Origin of the sequence: Streptomyces sp. Act143, from assembly GCF_003143935.1 — a bacterium.
Lineage (GTDB): Bacteria > Actinomycetota > Actinomycetes > Streptomycetales > Streptomycetaceae > Streptomyces.
Map to the genome: position 1 here is coordinate 1 of NZ_QFRX01000016.1, position 254 is coordinate 254.

The 254-nt window shown below is 73.6% G+C and carries 1 protein-coding gene; it reads right to left on the bottom strand.

Annotated elements, in window-relative coordinates:
• On the bottom strand, nt 1-254 hold a 254-nt coding region (locus tag DI272_RS43970), incomplete at both ends, for a zinc-binding dehydrogenase (protein ID WP_146238451.1).

Sequence of the window (254 nt, forward strand, 5' to 3'; positions counted from 1 at the left end):
ACGACGTCGGCGCCGAAGCCGCCGGTCAGCTCCCGGATCGCCTCGACCGGGTCGCTCTCGCGCGAGTTGACCGTGTGCGTGGCGCCCAGCTTCTGCGCGGTCTCCAGCTTGCGGTCGTCGATGTCGACGGCGATGATCCGCGCCGCGCCCGCGAGGTTCGACCCGGCGATCGCCGCGTCCCCGACCCCGCCGCAGCCGATGACCGCGACCGTGTCACCCCGGCCGACGTTGCCGGTGTTGATGGCCGCGCCGAT